This window comes from Mesorhizobium waitakense (assembly GCF_056431085.1).
The window spans coordinates 25969-44054 of the sequence record NZ_JBWKME010000076.1 but is presented as its reverse complement, the minus strand read 5'-3'; the positions used below and the strand labels follow the sequence as shown (position 1 = coordinate 44054).

At 62.3% G+C, this 18086-nt stretch carries 24 protein-coding genes; 15 read left to right on the top strand and 9 right to left on the bottom strand.

Annotated features, from left to right (window positions below; genetic code table 11):
- Positions 1 to 83 precede the first annotated feature (83 nt).
- The 4 genes from AC07FD_RS17530 to AC07FD_RS17515 all read right to left on the bottom strand — a co-directional run bounded on the left by AC07FD_RS17530 (position 84) and on the right by AC07FD_RS17515 (position 3250).
- Complete coding sequence (locus AC07FD_RS17530; RefSeq protein WP_478350860.1) at positions 84 to 479, bottom strand: RidA family protein; 396 nt, start codon at positions 477 to 479, stop codon at positions 84 to 86.
- A gap of 69 nt (positions 480 to 548) precedes the next feature.
- Positions 549 to 1793, bottom strand: coding sequence for a vWA domain-containing protein (locus AC07FD_RS17525; protein WP_478350859.1), 1245 nt, complete (start codon positions 1791 to 1793; stop codon positions 549 to 551).
- Positions 1794 to 1796: 3 nt separating this feature from the next.
- Positions 1797 to 2726 carry an AAA family ATPase gene (locus AC07FD_RS17520; RefSeq protein WP_095085532.1) on the bottom strand — a complete coding sequence of 310 codons (930 nt, stop codon included), beginning with the start codon at positions 2724 to 2726 and terminating at the stop codon, positions 1797 to 1799.
- Positions 2723 to 3250 carry a flavin reductase gene (locus tag AC07FD_RS17515; RefSeq protein ID WP_095085520.1) on the bottom strand — a complete coding sequence of 176 codons (528 nt, stop codon included), beginning with the start codon at positions 3248 to 3250 and terminating at the stop codon, positions 2723 to 2725. The genes AC07FD_RS17520 and AC07FD_RS17515 overlap by 4 nt, the downstream gene beginning before the upstream one ends.
- A gap of 180 nt (positions 3251 to 3430) precedes the next feature.
- Here AC07FD_RS17515 and AC07FD_RS17510 point away from each other — a divergent pair, with 180 nt between their 5' ends.
- Entirely contained in the window at positions 3431 to 4504 is a 1074-nt protein-coding gene (locus AC07FD_RS17510) for a branched-chain amino acid ABC transporter substrate-binding protein (RefSeq protein WP_478350858.1), read from the top strand.
- Positions 4504 to 5529, top strand: coding sequence for a P1 family peptidase (locus AC07FD_RS17505; RefSeq protein ID WP_478350857.1), 1026 nt, complete (start codon positions 4504 to 4506; stop codon positions 5527 to 5529). Before AC07FD_RS17510 ends, AC07FD_RS17505 begins: the two co-directional genes overlap by 1 nt.
- Before the next feature lie 9 nt (positions 5530 to 5538).
- Here AC07FD_RS17505 and AC07FD_RS17500 read toward each other — a convergent pair whose 3' ends face one another.
- A complete protein-coding gene (locus AC07FD_RS17500; RefSeq protein WP_184870741.1) occupies positions 5539 to 5793 on the bottom strand; it encodes a DUF2171 domain-containing protein in 255 nt (84 codons plus the stop codon).
- A 236-nt stretch (positions 5794 to 6029) separates the two neighbouring features.
- Between AC07FD_RS17500 and AC07FD_RS17495 the strand changes: the two genes are divergently transcribed.
- The 3 genes from AC07FD_RS17495 (at position 6030) to purB (ending at position 8643) form a co-directional block, all read left to right on the top strand.
- On the top strand, positions 6030 to 6755 hold the full coding sequence (locus AC07FD_RS17495; protein WP_478350856.1) for a DUF2259 domain-containing protein: 726 nt from the start codon (positions 6030 to 6032) through the stop codon (positions 6753 to 6755).
- Positions 6756 to 6862: 107 nt separating this feature from the next.
- Complete coding sequence (locus AC07FD_RS17490) at positions 6863 to 7276, top strand: hypothetical protein (protein WP_478350855.1); 414 nt, start codon at positions 6863 to 6865, stop codon at positions 7274 to 7276.
- 59 nt (positions 7277 to 7335) lie between these two features.
- Positions 7336 to 8643: an adenylosuccinate lyase gene (gene purB, locus AC07FD_RS17485; protein ID WP_478350854.1), complete on the top strand. Its 1308-nt coding sequence runs from the start codon at positions 7336 to 7338 to the stop codon at positions 8641 to 8643.
- A gap of 58 nt (positions 8644 to 8701) precedes the next feature.
- Here purB and AC07FD_RS17480 read toward each other — a convergent pair whose 3' ends face one another.
- Entirely contained in the window at positions 8702 to 9514 is an 813-nt protein-coding gene (locus AC07FD_RS17480; RefSeq protein WP_478350853.1) for a VOC family protein, read from the bottom strand.
- Positions 9515 to 9749: 235 nt separating this feature from the next.
- Here AC07FD_RS17480 and AC07FD_RS17475 point away from each other — a divergent pair, with 235 nt between their 5' ends.
- The gene (locus AC07FD_RS17475) at positions 9750 to 10304 is read left to right on the top strand and encodes an RBBP9/YdeN family alpha/beta hydrolase (protein ID WP_478350901.1); all 555 of its coding nucleotides are present in this window, start codon (positions 9750 to 9752) and stop codon (positions 10302 to 10304) included.
- Positions 10305 to 10310: 6 nt separating this feature from the next.
- Here AC07FD_RS17475 and AC07FD_RS17470 read toward each other — a convergent pair whose 3' ends face one another.
- Complete coding sequence (locus tag AC07FD_RS17470) at positions 10311 to 11084, bottom strand: HpcH/HpaI aldolase family protein (protein WP_478350852.1); 774 nt, start codon at positions 11082 to 11084, stop codon at positions 10311 to 10313.
- Between the two features lie 107 nt (positions 11085 to 11191).
- Positions 11192 to 11512, bottom strand: coding sequence for a DUF1476 domain-containing protein (locus AC07FD_RS17465; RefSeq protein WP_478350851.1), 321 nt, complete (start codon positions 11510 to 11512; stop codon positions 11192 to 11194).
- A gap of 275 nt (positions 11513 to 11787) precedes the next feature.
- Between AC07FD_RS17465 and purC the strand changes: the two genes are divergently transcribed.
- The 8 genes from purC to AC07FD_RS17425 all read left to right on the top strand — a co-directional run bounded on the left by purC (position 11788) and on the right by AC07FD_RS17425 (position 16200).
- Positions 11788 to 12582: a phosphoribosylaminoimidazolesuccinocarboxamide synthase gene (gene purC, locus AC07FD_RS17460; RefSeq protein WP_095085488.1), complete on the top strand. Its 795-nt coding sequence runs from the start codon at positions 11788 to 11790 to the stop codon at positions 12580 to 12582.
- Positions 12583 to 12625: 43 nt separating this feature from the next.
- Positions 12626 to 12868, top strand: coding sequence for a phosphoribosylformylglycinamidine synthase subunit PurS (gene purS / locus AC07FD_RS17455; protein ID WP_478350900.1), 243 nt, complete (start codon positions 12626 to 12628; stop codon positions 12866 to 12868).
- Between the two features lie 18 nt (positions 12869 to 12886).
- Positions 12887 to 13141, top strand: a complete 255-nt coding sequence (locus AC07FD_RS17450; RefSeq protein WP_478350850.1) for a hypothetical protein — start codon at positions 12887 to 12889, stop codon at positions 13139 to 13141.
- 39 nt (positions 13142 to 13180) lie between these two features.
- On the top strand, positions 13181 to 13732 hold the full coding sequence (locus AC07FD_RS17445; protein ID WP_478350849.1) for an RNA 2'-phosphotransferase: 552 nt from the start codon (positions 13181 to 13183) through the stop codon (positions 13730 to 13732).
- Entirely contained in the window at positions 13729 to 14397 is a 669-nt protein-coding gene (gene purQ, locus AC07FD_RS17440) for a phosphoribosylformylglycinamidine synthase subunit PurQ (RefSeq protein ID WP_478350848.1), read from the top strand. The genes AC07FD_RS17445 and purQ overlap by 4 nt, the downstream gene beginning before the upstream one ends.
- An 87-nt stretch (positions 14398 to 14484) precedes the next feature.
- The gene (locus tag AC07FD_RS17435) at positions 14485 to 15150 is read left to right on the top strand and encodes a glutathione S-transferase family protein (protein ID WP_095085469.1); all 666 of its coding nucleotides are present in this window, start codon (positions 14485 to 14487) and stop codon (positions 15148 to 15150) included.
- Entirely contained in the window at positions 15147 to 15554 is a 408-nt protein-coding gene (locus AC07FD_RS17430) for a hypothetical protein (RefSeq protein WP_478350847.1), read from the top strand. The genes AC07FD_RS17435 and AC07FD_RS17430 overlap by 4 nt, the downstream gene beginning before the upstream one ends.
- Positions 15555 to 15558: 4 nt before the next feature.
- Positions 15559 to 16200, top strand: coding sequence for a Pr6Pr family membrane protein (locus AC07FD_RS17425; protein WP_478350846.1), 642 nt, complete (start codon positions 15559 to 15561; stop codon positions 16198 to 16200).
- A 36-nt stretch (positions 16201 to 16236) separates the two neighbouring features.
- Here the strand turns inward: AC07FD_RS17425 and AC07FD_RS17420 are convergent, their stop codons facing one another.
- Positions 16237 to 16488 carry a DUF1127 domain-containing protein gene (locus AC07FD_RS17420; protein ID WP_478350845.1) on the bottom strand — a complete coding sequence of 84 codons (252 nt, stop codon included), beginning with the start codon at positions 16486 to 16488 and terminating at the stop codon, positions 16237 to 16239.
- A gap of 93 nt (positions 16489 to 16581) precedes the next feature.
- On the opposite strand from AC07FD_RS17420, the gene AC07FD_RS17415 reads away from it, so the two are divergent.
- Positions 16582 to 18000 carry an aminotransferase-like domain-containing protein gene (locus AC07FD_RS17415; RefSeq protein WP_478350844.1) on the top strand — a complete coding sequence of 473 codons (1419 nt, stop codon included), beginning with the start codon at positions 16582 to 16584 and terminating at the stop codon, positions 17998 to 18000.
- Positions 18001 to 18086 lie beyond the last annotated feature (86 nt).

Genomic DNA, 18086 nt, shown 5'->3' with positions numbered 1-18086 from the left:
TTGGAGTCTGTTTATGATCTGGGCACCGCCAGTTCGCGCAAGCGGGTTCGTCGTGATCCACTTGGCGCGTGCCACCCGTATGGTCAATCAATCACCGCGACTGCGTCAACTTCGATCAGGTAGTCGGGGGACAGGCTCGCCACGCCAAGCACCACGTCAGCTGGTTTGTGATCTCCGAACAGCCCTACCCGAGCCTTTTCGATGATCGGCAGGCATTCATCGCGATTGTAGTTGACGACATAGATCGTGATCCTGGTGACCTGCGTAGGCGCCGCACCGGCGGCGGCAAGTGCTCGGCCGAGATTGGCAAACACCTGGCGCGCCTGAGTCGCAAGATCACCACGGCCAACAAGCTTGCCATGTAGGTCTTCGGGCTCCCGGCCCGAGATGAACACCAACTTGCTCCCTGTCGCAACGACGACCTGGCTGTACGTCTGCGGAATTGGCAGATCCTTGGGGTTGATGCTTTGGAGCGTCATCGATCGGGCCTCCTGTGCGGTGATTTCAATTTTTTCTGGGAGTCTGTTTTCCGATGGATAGACATATGGCTATGCGGCGCGCCTGACACCAGCGTCCAGCCATCGGCGCGGGTCAACGGACTGCACAGATTTCTTGTCCAGCGAGGCACAGAGATCGGCGAGTGCATCGAGATTGTGCACCGAGCGGAACTCGTCGACATGCGGCAGCATCGCCTTGACGCCGCGGGCGCGCGCCTGGAAACCGTCGAAGCGCAGCAACGGGTTCAGCCAGATCAACCGCCGGCAGGATTTGTGCAGGCGCTCCATCTCCTCCGAGAGGCCGACGACATCGTCGCGCTCCAGCCCGTCGGTGATCAAAAGCACCACCGCCCCCTGCCCCAGAACGCGGCGCGACCACAGCCGGTTGAACTCGGCCAGCGTATCGCCAATGCGCGTGCCGCCCGACCAGTCCTTGACCGCCGCCGAGCAGTCGGCCAGTGCGGCATCCGGATCGCGGTGGCGCATCTGCCGGGTCAGATTGGTCAGCCGGGTGCCGAAAACGAAAGTGTGGACACGGCGGCGCTTTTCGGTCAGCGCATGCAGGAAGTGCAGGAAGATGCGCGTGTACTGGCTCATCGAGCCGGAAATGTCGGCCAGCACCACCAGCGGCGGGTGAACCTCGCGCTGTGAGCGGAATTTCGGCAGGATCAGTTCGCCGCCGGTGCGGGCGGCCGAACGCATCATGGCGCGCGGATCGATGCGGCGGCCATGCGCATCGGCCTTGAAGCGCCGGGTCCGCACCATGTCGAAAGGCAACCGCAACTGGGCGATCGCCTTCTTGGCATCCGCCATCTCGGCTGCGTTCATCTGGGCAAAGTCCTTGCCGCGCAGCACCTCGTTGCCGGAAAAAGTATAGCGGGCGTCGACCTCGATTTCGGGGATTTCCTGCGTCGGCTGGTTCTTCTGATGGCCCTCGAACATCGCCTGGCTGACGCGGTTTTCGGCGGCGCGCGGCTTCTGTTTTTCCCTGGTGTCGGGCGCCACCGGCGAGAACATCGCCAGCATCTTCTCGATCAGTTCGCGCGACTTCCAGAACAGCCGGAAAGCTTCGTCGAAGATGGCGTGGTCCTCGTGACGGGACACAAGCACGGCATGCAGCGTCCAGTAGAAATCATCGCGCGAACCGATGCCGGCGACGAGCACCGCCTCGATGGCATCCTTGACCGACGCCGGTCCGACCCGCATGCCGGCCTTACGCAAAGTGCGGGCGAAATAGACGATATTGTCGGCAATCCGACCGTCCACTGTCGCCTCTTTCGGCTCGGGGCGCGGCATCGCCTACTCCGCCGCCGAAAGCTCAGCCTTCACCTCGTTGAGGATGCGCCGGCCTTCGCCCTGTTCGATACGGGCAATGTCGTCCTGGTATTTCAACAGCACGCCGATGGTGTCCGATACGGTTTCCGGATCAAGCGCCACCTTGTCGAGTTCCGTCAGCGCGCCGGCCCAGTCGATGGTTTCGGCGACGCCCGGCACCTTGAACAGCTCGATCTGGCGCAGCTTCTGGATGAAGGAGACCACCTCGGCCGAAAGCCGCTGGTTGGCCTGCGGCACCTTTCGGCGCACGATCTCCAGTTCGCGCTCGGCATTGGGATAGTCGACCCAGTGATAGAGACAGCGCCGCTTCAGCGCGTCGTGGATCTCGCGGGTGCGGTTGGTGGTGATGATGACGATCGGCGGTTCTTCCGCCTTGATCGTGCCGAGTTCAGGCACTGTCACCTGGAAATCGGACAGGATTTCGAGCAGGAACGCCTCGAAGGCCTCGTCGGTGCGATCGAGTTCATCGATCAGGAAGACCGGCGCGGCACCCGTCTTGCCGGTCAGCGCATCGAGCACCGGGCGACGGATCAGGTATTTTTCGGAGAAAACGTTGCGCTCCATGTCGGAGCGGTCGACCTTGCCGGCCGCCTCCTCCATGCGGATCTCGATCATCTGCGCAGCGTAGTTCCACTCGTAGACGGCAGACGAGACGTCAAGGCCTTCATAGCACTGCAAGCGGATCAACCGGCGGCCAAGTGCTTGCGCCAGCACCTTGGCGATCTCGGTCTTGCCGACACCGGCCTCGCCCTCGAGGAACAGCGGCCGTTTCATGCGCAACGACAGGAACAGCACGGTTGCCAATGACCGGTCCGCCACATAGTCCGCACCGGTCAGGAGATCGAGCGTCTCGTCGATCGTCCGCGGCGCGGCACGCGGTTTCAACTCGTTCATTCTTTCTCCGTGAACGCCGCCGCCCCGCTGTCCAGAACATGGTAGCCGCGGGCGTGATAGATCAGCGGCCGCAAATTATCGCCCATGCGCAGGCCTGTCACCTTGCCAAAAAGCACACGATGCGTGGCCAGGTCCTTGCTGTCGATCAGCTCGCAGTCGAACACCGCGAGCGCGCCCTTCAGCGTCGGCGCGCCGGTCGAAATCACGTCCCATTCGCCCAGCGCGAAGCGTTCCTCGACCGGCAGGCCGGTGATGCCGGAAAAGCCGATCGAGAGCGGCTCCTGATGCGAAGCCAGCGTGTTCAGGGCAAATCTGCCGTTTTTCACGAACGGCTCATTCTTGGGGTTTTCGCGGTTGAGGCAGACGAGAATCGTCGGTGGCGTGTCCGACACCGAACAGGCCGCGATCACCGTCGCGCCGCGCTTGCCCGCCGGCCCATCGGTGGTGACCACATGGACGTGGCCGGCAAAATGGCTCATCGCGTCGCGATAGGCCTGCGGCCCAATGTCATTCTTCTTCAGCACCGGAAATTGTCCACAGCCAGAAACCTACCGCTATATATGGCGACATACGACATGCCACAAGCGAAGTGCTTGGCCCATATCGTGAAATTCGCGTGTTGCACCAAGGCCGGCCAGCCTTTAGGTCTTGGCGGGAATTGGCGGCTGCGAGATGTCGCCAGTTGGGAGGAATTCATCACCAGAATGCGCCCCGGGGTAACGATATCTGCCGCACTGGCCTGGCTGTTCATGGCCGGCGTCGCCAGCGCCCAGACGCTGCTGGTCGGCGTGGCTGTACCCTTGTCCGGACCATCTGCCATCCTCGGCAAACAGATCGACGCCGGCACCGGTATCGCGGCCGAAGCGAACGGCGTCGAACTCAAAACCATCGATGACGCCTGTACCGCCGATGGCGGAGCCGCCGCAGCCAGGGAATTCGTGGCGGCCAAGGTCACTGTGGTGGTCGGCTTTCTCTGCACCGACGCGATCGAGGCGGCGATGCCGATCCTGAAAGACGCCAACATTCCGGTCATCACCGTTGGCGTGCGAACCGAAAGCCTGACCGACCGGCGCGCCAAGACCGGCTGGCCAATCTATCGTCTCGGGCCACGCGGCGACGACGAGCGCAATGCGGTCGCCGCCAGCCTCACCCGCCTGTGGCAGGACGAACTGTTCGCCATCATCGATGACGGCACCATCTATGGCCGCGAAATGGCCGAGACGTTTCGGGCGGCCGCCGAACAGGCGGCGCTGAAGCCGGTTTTCGTCGATACGTTCCGGCCGCAGCTCGACAACCAGATCGGCCTGGTCGGCCGGCTGAAGAAGGCCGGCGCGACGCATGTCTTTGCGGGCGGCGACGGCGACGATGTCGCCATCATGGGCCGTGACGCGGCGCAACTTTCCGCCGGTATCGTGTTCGCCGGGGGCGAAAATCTGCGCACGCCGCCCGGCGATGTGCCCTATGCGACGGGCACGCTGATGATCGCACCGCCTGAATGGGCCGATGTCGCCGATCCAAAAGTGCTGGAAAGCTTCTCCGCACGGAGGATCGTGCCGGACGGCTACACACTGCCGGCCTACGCGGCGGTCGAGATCGCCAAGGCAGCATCAGGCCTGGCCGAAACTTCAGCCAAGCCGCTGGCCGACGCGCTGACCGGGCATGATTTCACCACCGCGATAGGCACGGTCCGCTTCGACGCGAAAGGCGACCTCAGCCAGAGCCCGTACCGCGTCTTCCGCTTCGACGGCACACGTTTTGCGCCTTTGGAAAGCAACTGATGTTTCGCACCGGCCCGCGCAATCTGATCACCGATGTTGCCGGGCTGCGGGTCGGCAACGCTTCCGACGCCAGGCTGAAGTCCGGCGTCACGACCATCCTTTGCAACGAGCCGGCGGTGGCCGGCGTGCAGATCCTGGGCGGTGCGCCGGGCACCCGCGAGACCGATCTGCTCGAACCGCACAATTCGGTCGAGGCGGTCCACGCGGTGGTGCTTTCAGGCGGTTCGGCTTTCGGTCTCGATGCGGCATCCGGCGTGCAGGCGGCCCTGCGCGAGCGCGGCATCGGGTTCGAAGTCGGTGGCTTTCGCGTGCCGATCGTGCCAGCGGCGATCCTGTTCGACCTGCGCAATGGCGGCGACAAGGACTGGGGCCGTTATCCACCCTACCGCGACATCGGCTATGAGGCAGCGCAAGCCGCCTCAGCCGATTTCCAGCTCGGCACGATCGGCGCCGGAACCGGTGCACTCACCTCCGGTTTGAAGGGCGGCCTCGGCTCGGCCTCGACGCTGCTCGACAATGGCATCACCGTCGGTGCGCTGGCCGCCGTCAACCCGACCGGCTCGGTGACCGTCGGCCGAACCCGCCATTTCTGGGCGGCACCCTTCGAAATCGGCGACGAATTTGGCGGACTTGGCTACCCATCGCCGATGCCGGACGACGCGAAACGGATCCTGTTGAAATACCGCGACAAGCATGTCGACGGACAGATGGAGACCGGTGGCAACACCACCATCGCCGTTATTGCCACGGACGCGGTTCTCACCAAGGACGCCGCAAAACGACTGGCGATAGCAGCGCATGACGGGTTCGTGCGCGCCATCTGGCCGACGCACACCCCGGCCGACGGCGACCTGGTGTTTGCGCTGGCGACGGGTACCAGTGGTGTCGAGCTTGCGGCCGATGCGGCGATCGACCTCTATGCCGCGGCCGGCGCCACGATGGCGCGCGCCATCAGCCGCGGTGTGTTCGCCGCGACGCCTGCCGATGACGACCTGTTTCCGGTCTGGTCGTCGCGCACGGGGTGAAGCAGCCGATCAGACGGGATCGGACTTTTCTTCCTCGAAGGTCACCGCGACATCGGAATTCGCCGACAGCCACACCTTCTTGCCATCGACCTCGGCAACCAGAGCCAGGGAAATGTAGTGGTGATGGCCCTTGTGAGCGCCCTCGCCGCTGTCGGCCTTGGTCAGCTTGATCCGCTTCCCATCGACCTTGTCGACGGTGCCGACATGCACGCCATCGGCGCCGATGACTTCCATATGCTCACGAATTTTGCTGGTGTCGGTCATGGTGGTTCTCCATTGGATTGCCGACAATAACAAATGACCAGCCGATTGGATGCATCGGCTCTCGGACTGCACGACGTTTTGATTCCGTCGTGCTAATGCATGTCGCGCAAAAGTGGTCCCGGTTTTGGGAGAACGACATGCATAGAAGGAAATATCTAAAGCGCGTCGCCTGAATCCGTTCAACTGCGACGCGCCTTAGGGGATTGAAACGATCACGGCTGCCGGAGTGAAAACCGATGCGACTGCTCTTCCTGTTTGTCGCTGCCATGCTTGCACAATTTGCGACGTCGATCGGCGCCCATGCCGGCGATGTCGCCGAGCTTGAAATCCTCGGCTTCACCAAGGACGGCGGCGTCTTCGCCTTCGAGGAATACGGCGTCCAGGACGGCTCGGGATTCCCTTATGCCAACCGTTACTATATCGACACGAACGACGACAGCTTTCTCAAGGGAACGCCGATCAGGGTCCGGATCGACGATGAGAATGCCACGCTCGAAGCCGCCCGTCTCGAGGCCCGGCAAAAAGGTGAAGCGATCGTCAAACAGGCTGAGTTGACGGCGAACAGGGGCATCACCGCGGGCTTCAACCCGGTGACCGAGTTTTCGGCCGATCCGCACCGCATGGCGGTCAACCCACGCCCGATCTTTTCACCGGTCGACCAGCCGCTTGAATTCCGGCTCGACGAGGTCGGCATGAACAACACCGAAGGTTGCGAGAGCCAGGGCGAGATCAACGGCTTCCGGTTGCTGCGCATCGAGGCGCAGGATGGCGGCACGACCAAGCTGTTGCACGAGGACAAGTCGATCCCCAAGAGCCGGGGTTGCCCGAACGGCTACCGGATCGGCGCGGTGCAGACGTTTTCAATGGACAGTCTCAGCGGCTATGCGGTGCTGATCAGCGTGCGCCAATACGGCTTCGAGGGGCCGAATTTTCGCTGGATCGCAGTGACCGGCCGCCTGTGACATCGCTTGTTCAACCCGCTGGGCGCAATCGTGCCCTGAGCCGCCTTCGCCGCGCTAAACCGGCGTCGCGAACAGCGCTTTTCGGCGCCTTGTTGTGGGCCGTCGCGATGGGCGCCAGTGCGCTCGTCACCCTGCTGTTGGATGGCTGGGAGACGCCTGAAAAGATCGGCACCGTGTCGCTGCTCTATGCCTGCGGCGGAGCACTTGCCTTTCCGCTTGGCCTGTTCGCGGCGCGGCTGGTCTCGCTTGGAAGGCGCTGGGAGGTTGCGTTCGCAGCCGCGTTCGTGTGCCTGCTCGGTGCAACCATTGGCCTGACCGGCGGGCTGTATGCCTTGCAATACCGCTCCTATTATGCCGAGTGGCATGCACCGGCTTTCACCCGCAACTGGGCTATCCAGTTCGTCTTCACGGTGTTGATTGCGCTCTACCAGTTCGTGGTGCTGGGCATCCGGCTCTATTTTCCGCTCGGTTTCGCCGCCTTGCTTGCCGCGAGCGTCTGGTTTGCGCGGCAGCGGCGTTGAGCATTTTGCCCGCCTCTGTTAGGACGCGGGCAAACTCCTCGACAAATCAGGACTGACCGATGATCCCTCGTTATTCCCGGCCGGAAATGGTCGCCATCTGGTCGCCCGAAACCCGGTTCCGCATCTGGTTCGAGATCGAAGCTTATGCGTGCGATGCGCTGGCCGAACTCGGTGTCATCCCCAAGGAAGCAGCAAGAACCATTTGGGAGAAGGGCGGCGCGGCAAAATTCAACGTGGAAGCGATCGACGAGATCGAGCGCGTCACCAAGCATGACGTCATCGCCTTCCTCACCCATCTTGCTGAATTCGTCGGACCCGACGCCCGCTTCATCCACCAGGGCATGACCTCATCGGACGTTCTCGACACCTGCTTTGCCGTGCAGCTTAGCCGGGCCAGCGACATCCTGCTCGCCGACATCGACGGCCTGCTTGCGGCACTCAAGCGCCGTGCCTTCGAGCACAAGGACACCGTCACCATCGGCCGCAGCCATGGCATCCATGCCGAGCCGACGACCTTCGGCATCAAGCTGGCGCAGGCCTATGCCGAGTTCTCGCGCTGCCGCGAGCGGCTGGTGCACGCGCGGGAAGACATCGCCACCTGCGCCATTTCGGGCGCGGTCGGCACCTTTGCCAACATCGAGCCCTATGTCGAGGAACATGTGGCGGCAAAGCTCGGGCTGAAGCCGGAACCGGTGTCGACGCAAGTGATCCCGCGCGACCGCCACGCCATGTTTTTCGCCACGCTCGGCGTCATCGCCTCGTCGATCGAGCGGCTGTCGATCGAGATCCGACACCTGCAGCGCACCGAAGTGCTGGAGGCGGAAGAGTATTTCTCGCCGGGTCAAAAGGGGTCGTCGGCGATGCCGCACAAGCGCAATCCGGTGCTGACCGAAAACCTCACCGGCTTAGCCCGCATGGTGCGGTCCATGGCGCTGCCGGCGATGGAGAATGTGGCGCTCTGGCACGAGCGCGACATTTCGCACTCCTCTGTCGAACGCATGATCGGCCCGGACGCCACGGTGACGCTCGATTTCGCCTTGTCACGGCTGACCAGCGTCGTCGACAAGCTGCTCGTCTATCCCGACAACATGCTGAAGAACATGAACAAGTTCCGCGGCCTCGTGCATTCGCAGCGCGTCATGCTGGCGCTGACGCAGGCCGGCCTGTCGCGAGAGGACTCCTACCGGCTGGTGCAGCGCAACGCCATGAAGGTGTGGGAGCAAGGCGCTGATTTTCTTGAAGAACTATTGGCCGACAGGGAAGTGACCGCCGCCCTGCCCGAAGCCGAGATCCGCGAGAAATTCGACCTCGGCTATCACACCAAGCATGTCGATACGATCTTCAAGCGGGTGTTCGGCGAAGCCTGAGGCGAACTTTCCCTTCTCCCCGTCACTATGCGGGAAGAAGACGCTCTCCAAATGGCAATCAGGCCTTGCCGGGAACGGTGTTGATCACGGTCCCCCACGGGTCTTCGCGGGTTACCGGGCTGGTTACATCGTCCGAACGCATCTCGACCCAGGCCAAACCCGCCCGGCTCGGATCGCGGCGGCCGGCGCCGGGGCTGCGCCAGGCATTGGCGCCGATGTGGTGGTGATAGCCGCCCGACGACAGGAACACCGCCTGGCCGCCATATTTCGCCACAGTGTCGAAGCCGAATTCCTGATTCCACCAGGCTTCGGCGTCTTCCGGCCTGCCGACGCGCAGGTGGACATGGCCGACAATGCTGTTTTTCGGCGCGCCCTGCCAACCGGCGTCACCCGCCGCCACCTCGGCAACGATAGACGGAATGTTCAGCCGCTCGGTCGCCATGGCAATCTTGTCGCCATTCCACTTCCAGTCGTGCGGACGGCGGTCGGCGTAGATCTCGATGCCGTTGCCTTCCGGATCGGTCAGGTAGAGCGCTTCGCTGACCAGATGGTCGGAAGCCCCCTCGATGGCGATCTTGTCGGCAATGGCGTGGTTGATCCAGCGGCCGAGATCGGCGCGGCTGGGCAGCAGGAAAGCGGTGTGGAACAGGCCCGCACTTTGCGGATCGTCCGGCTTTGCCGCGGCATCCGCCTCGATGACCAGCAACGGACGGTTGCCGGCCCCGAGCGTGATCGCGCCATCGGCGCGGCTCAGTTCCTGTAGGCCGACGACGCTGCGATAATAGGCGGCAAGACTTTCAGCGTCGCGCGCCTTCAGCCCGACGCGGGCAACGCTGACGGGAGTGGTGGCGGCAAAAGGCAATTCGCTCATCAAATTCTCCGTTCGGCCGGCCGCGGTTAAACTTCCAAGGCAAAGAGCCCCACGCCGCCAATCATAGTACGCCGCGTAGGCTTCCCGCACACGGCTGTTTCTCTCCACACGACAAATCGTCGATCGGCATCGTTCACACAAGACGTGAAGAAGCGAACATCGTGTTCACTATTTGTGATCAAGAGCGCGATTCATGGCCGTTGCACGAAGCGACGCCGCTCGCTATTTCAGCGCCATGAAGGTCAAGGAAGCAGATATTCTCATCGTGCCGGGCTACACCAATTCCGGCCCGGACCATTGGCAGAGCCGCTGGCAGTCGAAGCTGTCGACGGCGCGCCGCGTCGAGCAGGCGGAATGGTCCAAACCGGTGCGCGAGGACTGGACGGCGAGCGTGGCCAAGGCGGTCAACGAGGCCGAGCGGCCTGTTGTCATCGTTGCGCACTCGCTTGGTGTGGCCGCGGCAGTGCAGGCCATGCCGCAGTTCCAGAAGCCGGTCGCAGGCGCCTTCTTCGTGGCGCCGCCCGATGTCGCCAACCCCGGGATCAAGCCCCGGCACCTGATGACCTTCGGTCCTTATCCGCGCGAGCCGCTGCCGTTTCCTTCGATCGTGATCGCCAGCCGCAACGACCCGTTCTGCGCCTTCGATGTCGCCGAGGACATTGCAGGCGCCTGGGGCTCGCTGTTCATCGACGCCGGCGAAACCGGTCACCTCAACGCGGATTCAGGCTTTGGTCCGTGGCCCGAGGGCTCGATGACCTTCGCCAAGTTCCTGACCGATCTGAAACCCTGAGTTCTCTCAGGCGTCGATCGAATCCCTGACGCTCTTCAACAGGGTTTTTGCGCCGAGCCCGATCAGCGCGTGCTCCGAGCCCATGGCCAGCAGCCGATAGCCCATCGAGACGACGCGACCGGCAATTGCCGGCTCGACGACATAGATCGCCGCATGTTTTCCCGCCTTGCGGGTGCGCTCGGCGACAGACGCCACCGTTTCCATCATGCTTTCCAGCGTCGAATTGATGGTCGCGCCGTTGCTCCAGGCGATCGAGAAATCCGACGGGCCGAGGAAGATGCCGTCGACGCCCGGCGTGTCGAGGATGCCGTCGAGCGCATCGAGAGCAGCACGCGTCTCGACCATGGCGAAGGCCATGGTGCGCTGATTGGTGTCGCGCAGCCATTCAGCCTGGTCGCCCTTGCCGTGGCGCGGAAAGGCATAGGTCGGGCCCCACGAGCGCTCGCCGAGCGGCGGGTATTTCATGGCGGCGGCGAACAGTTTTGCATCGGCCACCGAGTTCACCATGGGCGCAATGACAGCCTCGGCGCCGAAATCGAGCGCGCGGCTTGCCATGTCGAAGCGGCCGACCGGAATGCGCACCAGCGCCGGCTTGTTTGCAGCGAGTACCGGCACCAGACCGCGCAGCACGCTGTCCTCATGATGGCCGCCATGCTGCATGTCGAGGGTGACCGCATCGAAGCCCTGCTTGGCGACGATCTCGACGGTCAGGGCATCCGGCACGCCGGACCATGCGGTGAACAGCGTTTCATCGGCGGCAAGGCGGGACTTCAGGGACATCTACACTTTCCTCGTTAAGGATCGCAGTTTCAGCCGGAAACCGCTGCAAGGCAAAGAAAAACCGCCCGGATAGGTCGGGCGGTCGATTGGTCCAGCGTGTGGTCACATCAGGTGTTCTTGATCTCCTCGATCGCCTGCGCCATCAGCTCGTCCATTGTGCGGCGGATCTGATGGTCCGACTGGTCGACACCGGCGTCGTCGAAATCCTTGCGTATCTTGCGGAACACGTCGTGATCGCCGGCTTCCTCGATGTCGGAGACGACCACTTGCTTGGCATAGGCGTCGGCGTCGGCGCCTGACTTTCCAAGCTTTTCGGCCGCCCACAGGCCGAGCGCCTTGTTGCGGCGCGCCAAGGCCTTGAACCGAAGTTCCTCGTCGAATGCGAATTTGCGTTCAAAGCCCTCTTCGCGATCCTTCATGCTGCTCATGGCATCCCTCCGATGGAAATCGATTCGCTGGTGATGACGTATATGTGTTGGGGAAGCACAAACCAAAAGGTCGCGAGCCGGTCAATACGCTTCGTTGCATGCTGCGCTGCGGCATTTCAGTCCCGAAAGCGGTTGATTGGAAGGATTTGCCGATTGAGCAAACGATGTGATTGGGATAGACCCGGCATTGAACCCTACAGTAGCCGCACTATTTCAGGCAGACGGACAGGAAATGGTCGATTGCCGCCTGTCTGGAACCCCAGAGAAAAAATCAGATGAAAAATCGCCGCCGCATTTATGAAGGCAAGGCCAAGATCCTCTATGAGGGACCCGAGCCGGGTACGCTCATCCAGTTCTTCAAGGACGACGCAACCGCGTTCAACAAGAAGAAACATGAAGTCGTCGACGGCAAGGGCGTGCTCAACAACCGTATTTCCGAGCACATCTTCAACCATCTCAACCGGATGGGTATCCCGACCCACTTCATCCGCCGGCTCAACATGCGCGAGCAGTTGATCAAGGAAGTCGAGATCATTCCGCTCGAAGTGGTGGTGCGCAATGTCGCCGCCGGTTCGCTGTCGAAGCGCCTAGGCATCGAGGAAGGCACCGTCTTGCCGCGCTCGATCATCGAATTCTATTACAAGGCCGACGCGCTGGACGATCCGATGGTGTCGGAAGAGCACATCACGGCGTTCGGCTGGGCGAGCCCGCAGGAAATCGACGACGTCATGGCACTCGCCATCCGTGTCAACGACTTCCTCTCCGGCCTGTTCATGGGCGTCGGCATCCAGCTCGTCGATTTCAAGATCGAATGCGGCCGCCTGTTCGAAGGCGACATGATGCGCATCGTCGTTGCCGACGAGATTTCGCCGGATTCCTGCCGCCTGTGGGACGTGGCGACGCACGACAAGCTCGACAAGGACCGTTTCCGCCGCGATATGGGAGGCCTCGTCGAAGCCTATCAGGAAGTCGCCCGCCGCCTCGGCATCATGAACGAGAACGAGCCGCCGCGCCCCACCGGCCCGGTGCTTGTTGCGTCGACCGATGGCGCCAAAGGCAAGCCGCACTGATAGCGGCTTGCGTCCCGATATTGAGAACAGGAGCATGTCCAGCGTGATCAAGGCCCGCATTACCGTCACCCTGAAGAACGGCGTGCTCGACCCGCAAGGCAAGGCAATCGAACACGCGCTGTCCGGACTGGGTTTCGACGGCGTCGGCGCGGTGCGGCAGGGCAAGGTGTTCGACGTCGAGCTTTCCGAGACCGACCAGGCCAAGGCCGAGGCCGATCTGAAGGCCATGTGCGACAAGCTTCTGGCGAATACGGTGATTGAGAATTATAGTGTGACACTTACCTGAGGTTGTGTCGGAGGCACTATGTCTGAAGTCACGAATGAATTGATGTTCGAGCTTCTGAAGCGCGTGCATCACGAAATCGGTGAGCTTCGTCAGGATGTTTCCGAGACGAAACGGGAGTTGAATGTGATGCGGGGCCACATGGTGGCAACGCAAAGCGATATCCACAATGTCTACGGCATTCCAACCCGACAAGACGAGCGTCTTGAACGCATCGACAGACGTCTCGACCTGCGCGAACTTGCCGAAGCACAAAAGCCTTATGAGCCGACGTGACACCAGTTCGGCAATTGGGGCTGAAACCGCATTGCCGCCATGCCGAACGACACACAGATATCGAAATTCATGAGCCTGGTCCTGCGGCACGCGCCGCATGAGGCAGGGCTGTCGCTTGACGAAAACGGGTGGGGTGATTTCGGCGTGCTCTGCGCGATCATCCAGTCGAAGTTCGGCGCGTCCGTCGCCGATGTTGCACGCATCGTCGAAGAGAATCCGAAAAGGCGCTTTGCCATCGATGGAAATCGCATCCGTGCCGTGCAAGGCCACAGTCTCGATATCGATCTCGGCCTGCCGCCATCGGTGCCGCCCGCGATCCTCTACCACGGCACCAAGGAAGAGTTTCTCCCCAGCATTCTCCGCGAGGGCCTCACCAGCCAGTCACGCCAGCATGTTCACCTGTCAAGGGACGTCGAAACAGCTCTGATCGTCGCCCCGCGTCGCAATGGAAAAAGTGTTATCCTGCAGGTCGACTCGGCAACCATGACCAAGGACGGGGCGTCATTCTTTCTCTCCGACAACGGCGTCTGGTTGACCAACCACGTTTCACCCCGGTATCTGGTTCAGATGCTCGAACGGGAATTGCCATGAAATCCGCCGTCGTCCTTCTGCCTGGCCTCAACCGCGACCGCGACATGATCGCGGCGCTGACCAAGATTTCCGGAAAACCGCCGGTCACCGTCTGGCAGACCGATACCAAAATTCCGGATGTCGACCTGATCGCCATTCCCGGCGGCTTTTCCTTCGGCGACTATCTGCGCTGCGGCGCCATCGCCGCGCGCATGCCGGTGATGCGGGCAGTCGCCGAAAAGGCGGCCAAGGGCGTGATGGTCATCGGCGTCTGCAACGGTTTCCAGATCCTGGTCGAGGCCGGCCTGCTGCCGGGAGCGCTGATGCGCAATACCTCGCTGAAATTCGTCTGCCGGCAGGTCAAGCTGCAGATCACCAACGCCAACACCATGTTCACCCGCCGCTACCAGCCGGGCCAGGTCATCCGCGCGCCGGTGGCGCACCATGACGGCAACTATTTTGCCGACGCCGACACGCTTGCCCGTCTCGAAGGCGAAGGCCAGGTGGTGTTCCGTTATGCCGACGGCACCAATCCCAACGGCTCGATCAACGACATTGCCGGCATCATCAACGAACGCGGCAATGTGCTCGGCTTGATGCCGCACCCGGAAAACCTGATCGAAGCAGCCCACGGCGGCAGCGACGGCCGGGCGCTGTTCGAGGGCGCGCTTGGCATTGCTGCCTGATATCATCAAGGCGAACAGCCTGAAAACAGCCGGACATTCCAGCCCATTTTATTGGGTAAGTCCGCTTCATGAGGGAGAGAGACGGTCATGAAACTCTATTCGCGGCCGTTGTCGCCCTACTCGTCGATCGTGCGGGCGCTGGCCTACATCAAGGATGTACCGCTCAAGATCATCGCGCCGCCGCCCGGTTTTCCGATCCCGGAAGAGTTTCGCGCCATCTCACCGCTCAACCGGATTCCGGTGCTGATCACCGGTTCGGGTGAAACGATCGTCGAATCGGTGGTCATCGCCGAATATCTCGAGGAGCGCTTTCCTGAACCGGCGCTGCTGCCGCCGGATTCCAAGGACCGCGCGCTGGTGCGCATGTTTGCCCGCATCACCGATCTCGACGTGCTGACCCCGACGATGAAGCTTTTCGAGCTTCATTTCGTGCCCAAGCGAAACAATGCCGAGATCGACGCCCAGTTCGCCCGCCTGCATCACGGGCTGGCGGCGATTGAGGAACGCATGGCGCAAGGCCCCTTCGCGCTTGGCAACGACATCAGTTTCGCCGATGCGTGGCTGACGCCGACGCGGTTCATCTTCAACAATTTCCGGGCCATGACAGGACGTCACGACTTGCTCGACGCCTATCCCAAATTCGATGCCTATGAACAGATCGCCTCGCAGCATCCGGCATTGTCGCGAGTGTGGGGCGAAATGACCGATGGCCTAAAGATTTTTCTGTCCGAACTTGAGATGGGTGCCGCTTGAGCAGGAGCAAGACGATCGCCTTGGTTGCGGCTGCGGGTTTCGCCCTGGCGTCCTGCCAATCGAGCCCGAAGAGCGCACCTGCCCTCTCAGGCAAAAGTGCCGCGTTGCTGGCCATGGAACAGGTGGCGATATCGGCCCACAAATGCTGGATCGCCAGCAAGGATCCGGCCTTCAAGCAATACCAGATGGCCAATGAGTTGAATTCGTTCAGCGGCACGCCGCGTTTCCTGCTTGTGCCGGCCAAGCACTATGGTGGCAAACCGTTGCTGGTCGTTCAGGCACAAGGCAATTCCAGCCGCGTCGACGTGTTCGGACCGCTCATGAACGACCCGCTCGGCGCGCGCATCGGCTCCGACATCGCCCGCTGGCAGGCAGGCAATCCCTCCTGCGCGGCGGCCGCATAGGGCAATGGGCCGGTTCCTGCAGATTGCGGGTCTGGTCATCGGTCTGGCCGGACTCGTCCTGCAGTTCTGCATCAGCATTCCGGCGTCGATGGAAGCTGGCCGCAGCCTGCTCGGTTCCATCATCTTCCTTTTCAGCTTCTTCACCATCCTGACCAATATCGGCGCTGTGCTCGTCCACACCTCGCTGCTGTCGTCCACCGGCTATGCATGGCTGCCTGCCTTCGCGGGATCACGGATGCGCGCGGGCATCGCCGTTTCGATCGCCCTTGTGTTCATCGTCTATGCGACGGTGCTGGCGCAGCTCTGGCAGCCACAGGGCCTGTTTCTGCTCTGCGACGTCCTGCTGCACTATGTGACGCCGGTGCTGTTCGTGCTGTGGTGGCTGGTCGCTGGCGCCGACGGCAGGACGCGGTGGAGCGACATCTCCTGGTGGATGCTCTTTCCCGTGGCCTATCTGATCTATGCGCTGACGCGGGCCCCGTTTGCCGGCGAGGTGCCCTACCCCTTCCTCGATGTCGCCAAGAATGGCGCAGCCAGCGTCGCCATCTCGGCGGCGGCCATCACGGGGCTTTTTCTGGTGCTGTGCGTGATCGCAGTCCTTGTCGACCACGGCGTTGCACGCATCAGAACATCGAGCGTCCGTTAGTTATGCGGACTCCGGTTCCGCGTCTTGGCATCATGGTCAGTCCCAGAACCGCCTGATGGCCTCGCGGTGAGCGTCGCAGCGCGAGACACCGATATCCTTGAGCTGGTCATCGGTCATCTCAAGCAATACCAGCCGGCTGCGCCGGCGCTCCAGCAGATAGTCGATCCATTTCGCCAGCGACCGGACCACATGCACCAGACGGCCGGCAAAGCCGCGCCTGCCCGATGGGCGTGTGGATCGACCCGATGACTCGGCTCTCGAATGGCTGATTGTCGCGATTGTATTCATTTTCTTTCTACCGGAGTTCCAATTTGCACCCTTCTTAGTGCGTGATTGATATGTATTGACTCACAATTCGGTGCAATATACAAAATTGTCACCATGACAAATTGGGTTCCAGATCTCACCGCCGGCTCCGGGCCGCTGTATCAACGGCTTGCGGATTCCATCGAAACGGACATCGACCGGGGGGTGATCGATGCGGGGGCAAAGCTGCCGCCGCAACGCGACCTCGCCTACGACATCGGCACCACCGTCGGCACGGTCGGCCGGGCCTACCAATTGCTGCGCGAACGCGGGCTGGTGAGCGGCGAAGTCGGGCGTGGAACCTATGTGCTCGGCCAGCGCGCCGATGATGCGAGGCCGAGCTCGCTGGCCCCAGACGTCACCGGCGAAGGCACACGCTATATCGATGCACCGCGCGGCAAGCTGCGTTTCGACAGCACGGCCGCGCCCGACATCGGCCAGGGCGCCATAGTCGCCGATATCCTGACGCGCGCGGCGCAGGATTATCCGCATGAGATTTCAAGCTACACGCGGGATTTTCCGGACCGCTGGTATGAAGCCGGCGCCCGCTGGCTGTCGCGCAATTCGTTTCGCCCGAACGCCGACGCCATCGTTCCAACGCTGGGCACCCATGCCGCAGTGATGGCGGCGATCGCAGCGCTGACAACGCCCGGCGATTATGTCGCCTTCGAGCACCTCACCTACTCACAGATTTCCCGCAGTGCCGGCCTGATCGGCCGGCGCACCGCGCTGGTGGCGTCGGACGACCAGGGCATCGACCCGGCCGATTTCGAGCGCGTCTGCGCGCAAAAGCATCCCCGAATGATCTTCCTGATGCCGACGGCGCAGAATCCCACGCTGGTGACGTTGTCGGTGGCGCGCCGCGAGGCGATCGCGCGTGTCGCACGCGAATACAATGTCGTTCTCATCGAGGACGATCTCTACGGCAACCTGACTGATGATCCGACGCCGCTGCTGGCCGAATACGCGCCCGAACGCACCATTGTCGCCGGCGGCCTGTCGAAATCGGTCGCGGCGGGTGTGCGCGGCGGCTGGCTGTCCTGCCCGCCCGCCTATCGCCATCGCATCCGCGTCGCCCACAAGATGATGACCGGCGGCATGCCTTTCCTGCTGGCGGAAGTGAATACAAGGTTGGTGCTGTCCGGCCAGGCGGACGAGATACGCAAACGCAGTATCACCGAAATCGGCGCCCGGATTGCCATCGTGCGCGAGACGCTGGCCGGATTCGCGTTCAAGTCACACGAAACGGTTCCCTTTGTCTGGCTGACCCTGCCCGACCCCTGGCTTTCCGGCACCTTCAAGAACGCTTGTCTCGAACATGGCGTTCTGATCGACGACGAGGACGAGTTCAAGGCCGGTCGCTCCGAGCAGGTTTTCCACGGCGTCCGCTTCGGTGTTTCGCAGCCGAGGCAGCGAAAGGACATCGCCGAAGGCGTCGCGGTCATCAGGCGTCTGCTGGATGAGGGCCGCGCCGGTTACGACAGCTTCTCCTGAGCCACAAGGCGCCTTGGCGCGAGGGATCGCTGCCTGCTTGGGATTGGCCTGTGGTTTTGTCCGGCTTTCGCGCGTTTTTCGTCGAT

Excerpts from the sequence above, each read along its gene's own strand:
- AC07FD_RS17465 (WP_478350851.1), bottom strand. The coding sequence starts at position 11,512 with ATGAGCAGCATGAAGGATCGCGAAGAGGGCTTTGAACGCAAATTCGCA.
- AC07FD_RS17520 (WP_095085532.1), bottom strand. The coding sequence starts at position 2,726 with ATGAACGAGTTGAAACCGCGTGCCGCGCCGCGGACGATCGACGAGACG.
- AC07FD_RS17530 (WP_478350860.1), bottom strand. The coding sequence starts at position 479 with ATGACGCTCCAAAGCATCAACCCCAAGGATCTGCCAATTCCGCAGACG.
- AC07FD_RS17480 (WP_478350853.1), bottom strand. The coding sequence starts at position 9,514 with ATGAGCGAATTGCCTTTTGCCGCCACCACTCCCGTCAGCGTTGCCCGC.
- AC07FD_RS17500 (WP_184870741.1), bottom strand. The coding sequence starts at position 5,793 with ATGACCGACACCAGCAAAATTCGTGAGCATATGGAAGTCATCGGCGCC.
- AC07FD_RS17490 (WP_478350855.1), top strand. The coding sequence starts at position 6,863 with ATGGGCGCCAGTGCGCTCGTCACCCTGCTGTTGGATGGCTGGGAGACG.
- purQ (WP_478350848.1), top strand. The coding sequence starts at position 13,729 with ATGAAATCCGCCGTCGTCCTTCTGCCTGGCCTCAACCGCGACCGCGAC.
- AC07FD_RS17475 (WP_478350901.1), top strand. The coding sequence starts at position 9,750 with ATGAAGGTCAAGGAAGCAGATATTCTCATCGTGCCGGGCTACACCAAT.
- purB (WP_478350854.1), top strand. The coding sequence starts at position 7,336 with ATGATCCCTCGTTATTCCCGGCCGGAAATGGTCGCCATCTGGTCGCCC.
- AC07FD_RS17470 (WP_478350852.1), bottom strand. The coding sequence starts at position 11,084 with ATGTCCCTGAAGTCCCGCCTTGCCGCCGATGAAACGCTGTTCACCGCA.
- AC07FD_RS17505 (WP_478350857.1), top strand. The coding sequence starts at position 4,504 with ATGTTTCGCACCGGCCCGCGCAATCTGATCACCGATGTTGCCGGGCTG.
- AC07FD_RS17425 (WP_478350846.1), top strand. The coding sequence starts at position 15,559 with ATGGGCCGGTTCCTGCAGATTGCGGGTCTGGTCATCGGTCTGGCCGGA.
- AC07FD_RS17495 (WP_478350856.1), top strand. The coding sequence starts at position 6,030 with ATGCGACTGCTCTTCCTGTTTGTCGCTGCCATGCTTGCACAATTTGCG.
- AC07FD_RS17420 (WP_478350845.1), bottom strand. The coding sequence starts at position 16,488 with ATGAATACAATCGCGACAATCAGCCATTCGAGAGCCGAGTCATCGGGT.
- AC07FD_RS17510 (WP_478350858.1), top strand. The coding sequence starts at position 3,431 with ATGCGCCCCGGGGTAACGATATCTGCCGCACTGGCCTGGCTGTTCATG.
- purC (WP_095085488.1), top strand. The coding sequence starts at position 11,788 with ATGAAAAATCGCCGCCGCATTTATGAAGGCAAGGCCAAGATCCTCTAT.
- AC07FD_RS17525 (WP_478350859.1), bottom strand. The coding sequence starts at position 1,793 with ATGCCGCGCCCCGAGCCGAAAGAGGCGACAGTGGACGGTCGGATTGCC.
- AC07FD_RS17435 (WP_095085469.1), top strand. The coding sequence starts at position 14,485 with ATGAAACTCTATTCGCGGCCGTTGTCGCCCTACTCGTCGATCGTGCGG.
- AC07FD_RS17415 (WP_478350844.1), top strand. The coding sequence starts at position 16,582 with ATGACAAATTGGGTTCCAGATCTCACCGCCGGCTCCGGGCCGCTGTAT.
- AC07FD_RS17445 (WP_478350849.1), top strand. The coding sequence starts at position 13,181 with ATGCCGAACGACACACAGATATCGAAATTCATGAGCCTGGTCCTGCGG.
- AC07FD_RS17450 (WP_478350850.1), top strand. The coding sequence starts at position 12,887 with ATGTCTGAAGTCACGAATGAATTGATGTTCGAGCTTCTGAAGCGCGTG.